Here is a 2955-nt window from a genome sequence, read left to right on the forward strand (position 1 = left end):
ATCGGGACGGGCATGGGCGGCCTCCCCATGCTGGTGGAGGAGCAGAAGCGGTTGCTCGAGCGGGGGCCGAGCCGGGTGAGCCCCTTCTTCATCCCGGCCATCATCACGAACCTGGCCTCCGGCTGGGTCTCCATGATCTACGGGGCCCGGGGGCCGAACTCGTGCGTCTCCACCGCCTGCGCCACGGGCAACCACGCGATCGGGGACTCGTTCCGGATCATCCAGCGGGGGGAGGCGGACGCCATGATTGCGGGGGGGACGGAGGCGGTCGTCCTCCCCCTCACGATTGCGGGGTTCGCCTCCATGAAGGCCCTCTCGACCCGCAACGACGACCCGGCCCGGGCCAGCCGGCCCTTTGACAAGGACCGGGACGGGTTCGTCATGGGAGAGGGAGCGGGGGTCGTCGTCCTGGAGGCTTTGGAGACCGCGGTCAAGCGAGGGGCGCCGATCCTGGCCGAGCTCATCGGCTACGGGATGTCGGCCGACGCGCACCACATCACGGCCCCAGCCCCGGAAGGGGAGGGGGCGGCGCGCTCCATGCAGGCGGCCCTGCACGACGCGGGGGTGCGGCCCGAGGAAATCGACTACATCAACGCCCACGGGACCTCGACCCCGTACAACGACCGCAACGAGACCCAGGCCATCAAGCGGCTTTTCGGCCAGCACGCCTACCGGCTGGCCGTCAGCAGCACGAAGTCCATGACCGGGCACCTGCTGGGGGCTGCCGGCGGGGTCGAGGCCGTCGCGACGGTGCTCGCCCTGCGCCACGGGCTCGTCCCCCCCACCATCAACTATGAGTCCCCGGATCCGGATTGTGACCTGGACTATGTGCCCAATAAGCCCCGGGAGGTGGCCATCCGGGTCGCCCTCTCCAACTCTTTCGGGTTCGGGGGGACGAACGCCACGCTGGTTTTCCGGAAGGCGGAAGAGTAGCGGGGGCGGGCAGGCCGCAGCGCCCGGCCGTCCGGCCGGGCGCGCGGTGTTTCAGGGGGCGACGGCCGGATCCAGGAAGCGGAGGGACGGGGGCACGGGCGGGCCGGCGGCGGCGAATCCCTGCTCGAACGTCTTGGCCAGCGCGGCGGGATCGCTGCCGGGCAGGGCGTGGAAGGGGAGGGCGACAAGCACTTCGCGACAGCGGAGGCCTGCCGCCAGGATCGCCGCCGTTCGCCCGGCCTCCGTGAGCGCGGCGGAGCTGAGCCCGGCCGCCCGGCCCATCCCCACGAGCGCGATCTGTTCCGTGGGGAACTTGCCGCCGGCATTCAGGAGGGCGGTACGACCCACCCCCCCCACGAAGCGACCCGAAAGGCTCAGGCGGGAAACGGCGGCGCCCAGGGCCCAATCCACCAGGGCGAGGCAGCCTCGGGGAACCGGGATATCCTCGAAGTGGCAAAGGATCAGGAGGTCGGCCCCGACGGCCTCGAGCGGATCGGCCACCAGGAGGGGCGTCACGGGGTCCGGACCTCCCCGGCGGTCGGGCCGGGGCGACTCCGCAAGGCATCCAGCAGGGCGTTCACGAAGCGCCCCGATTCTTCGCCGCCGTAGGCTTTGGCCAGCTCGATGGCCTCATTGATGGCCACCTTGGGAGGGATGTCCTCGCGGAAGAGGAGCTCGTACGCCGCCAGCCGGAGGATGTTCCGGTCCACCAGCGCGAGGCGATCGAAGGCCCAGTGCTCGGCAACCCCCGCGATGGCGGCGTCGATGGCCTCGGCGTGCTCCGCCACCCCACGGACCAGCGCCTCCGCGTAGTGCCGGCCCCCCTCGGCAACCGGGTGCTCTTCCCAGAACTGGATGCAGAGCAGGTCCAGGGGCTCCGGCCGGAACTCCCGCTGGAACAAGATCAACAGGGCGCACTCCCGCGCCTTTCGTCGCCCGCCCATGGGTCCCTCAGGGCGCGGGGGCTTCGCGGAAGAGGCGCGCCATCTCGAGGGCGGCGCAGGCCGCCTCGTAGCCCTTGTTCGCTGCCCCCGCCCCCGCTCGGGCTTCCGCCTGGGCCACCGTGTCGCAGGTGAGGACGCCGAGGGCGACCGGCACCCCCGTCAGCAGCGCCACGTGCGTCAGGCCGACCGTCACTCCCTCCGCCACGAACTGGAAATGCGGGGTCTCCCCGCGGATCACTGCCCCCAGCGCGACGACCGCATGGACCCGTCCGCTCCGGGCGAGCCGGAGGGCAGCCACCGGCAGCTCGAAGGCGCCCGGGACCTGGAGGGCCACCACCTGTCCCTCCTCGGCGCCGTATTTCGCGAGGGCGTCCAGTGCCCCGGCATACAGGCGCTGGGTGATGGTTTCGTTGAACCGGCTCACCACGATCCCGAATCGCAGACCCCTGGCGTCCAGGGATCCTCGGACGGGGGCGGGCAGGTCAGGCCTCACAGAGCCCCCTCGCGGAGCGACTCGAGCAGGTGCCCGAGCTTCTCCTGCTTCGTGTGGAGGTACTGGCGGTTCTCGGGGGTGGGGGGGGTGGTGAGGGGCACGCGCTCCACAATCCTGAGCCCGTACCCCTCCAGGCCCACGATCTTGCGGGGGTTGTTGGTGAGGAGGCGGATCTGGCCGCAGCCCAGGTCCGCCAGGATCTGGGCGCCGATGCCGTACTCGCGGAGGTCGGCCTGGAATCCCAACCGCTCGTTCGCCTCCACGGTATCCAGACCCTCATCCTGCAGCGCGTACGCCTTGAACTTGTTCGCCAGCCCGATCCCCCTCCCCTCCTGGCGGATGTAGAGGAGGACCCCGTGGTCCGCCGCCGCGATGGTCTCCAGGGCTTTCTGGAGCTGCGCCCCGCAATCGCACCGGAGCGACCCGAAGACATCCCCGGTGAGACACTCGGAGTGGACCCGGACGAGGGTGGGCCGGTCGGGGGTGGGGCTCCCCCGGAGCAGCGCGAGGTGGTGCTTGCCGTCCACCTGGCTCTGGTAGAGGCGGGCGGTGAAGGGGCCGGCCCGCGTCGGGAGGGGGGTGCTG

At 71.4% G+C, this 2955-nt stretch carries 5 protein-coding genes; 1 reads left to right on the forward strand and 4 read right to left on the reverse strand.

Annotated features, from left to right (window positions below; all coding sequences use genetic code 11):
• Positions 1-933 (forward strand): beta-ketoacyl-ACP synthase II (gene fabF, locus VGT06_07320; GenBank protein HEV8662929.1); only part of this gene is annotated, 933 nt, incomplete at its 5' end.
• Positions 934-984: 51 nt separating this feature from the next.
• Here fabF and VGT06_07325 read toward each other — a convergent pair.
• The 4 genes from VGT06_07325 to ribA all read right to left on the reverse strand — a co-directional run.
• A complete protein-coding gene (locus VGT06_07325) occupies positions 985-1449 on the reverse strand; it encodes a M17 family peptidase N-terminal domain-containing protein (protein HEV8662930.1) in 465 nt (154 codons plus the stop codon).
• A complete protein-coding gene (gene nusB, locus VGT06_07330; protein ID HEV8662931.1) occupies positions 1446-1877 on the reverse strand; it encodes a transcription antitermination factor NusB in 432 nt (143 codons plus the stop codon). The genes VGT06_07325 and nusB overlap by 4 nt, the downstream gene beginning before the upstream one ends.
• A 7-nt stretch (positions 1878-1884) precedes the next feature.
• Complete coding sequence (ribH, locus tag VGT06_07335; GenBank protein ID HEV8662932.1) at positions 1885-2358, reverse strand: 6,7-dimethyl-8-ribityllumazine synthase; 474 nt, start codon at positions 2356-2358, stop codon at positions 1885-1887.
• 8 nt (positions 2359-2366) lie between these two features.
• Positions 2367-2955 (reverse strand): GTP cyclohydrolase II (gene ribA / locus VGT06_07340; GenBank protein ID HEV8662933.1); only part of this gene is annotated, 589 nt, incomplete at its 5' end.

The sequence above is a fragment of the Candidatus Methylomirabilis sp. genome (genome assembly GCA_036000645.1).
Lineage (GTDB): Bacteria > Methylomirabilota > Methylomirabilia > Methylomirabilales > JACPAU01 > JACPAU01.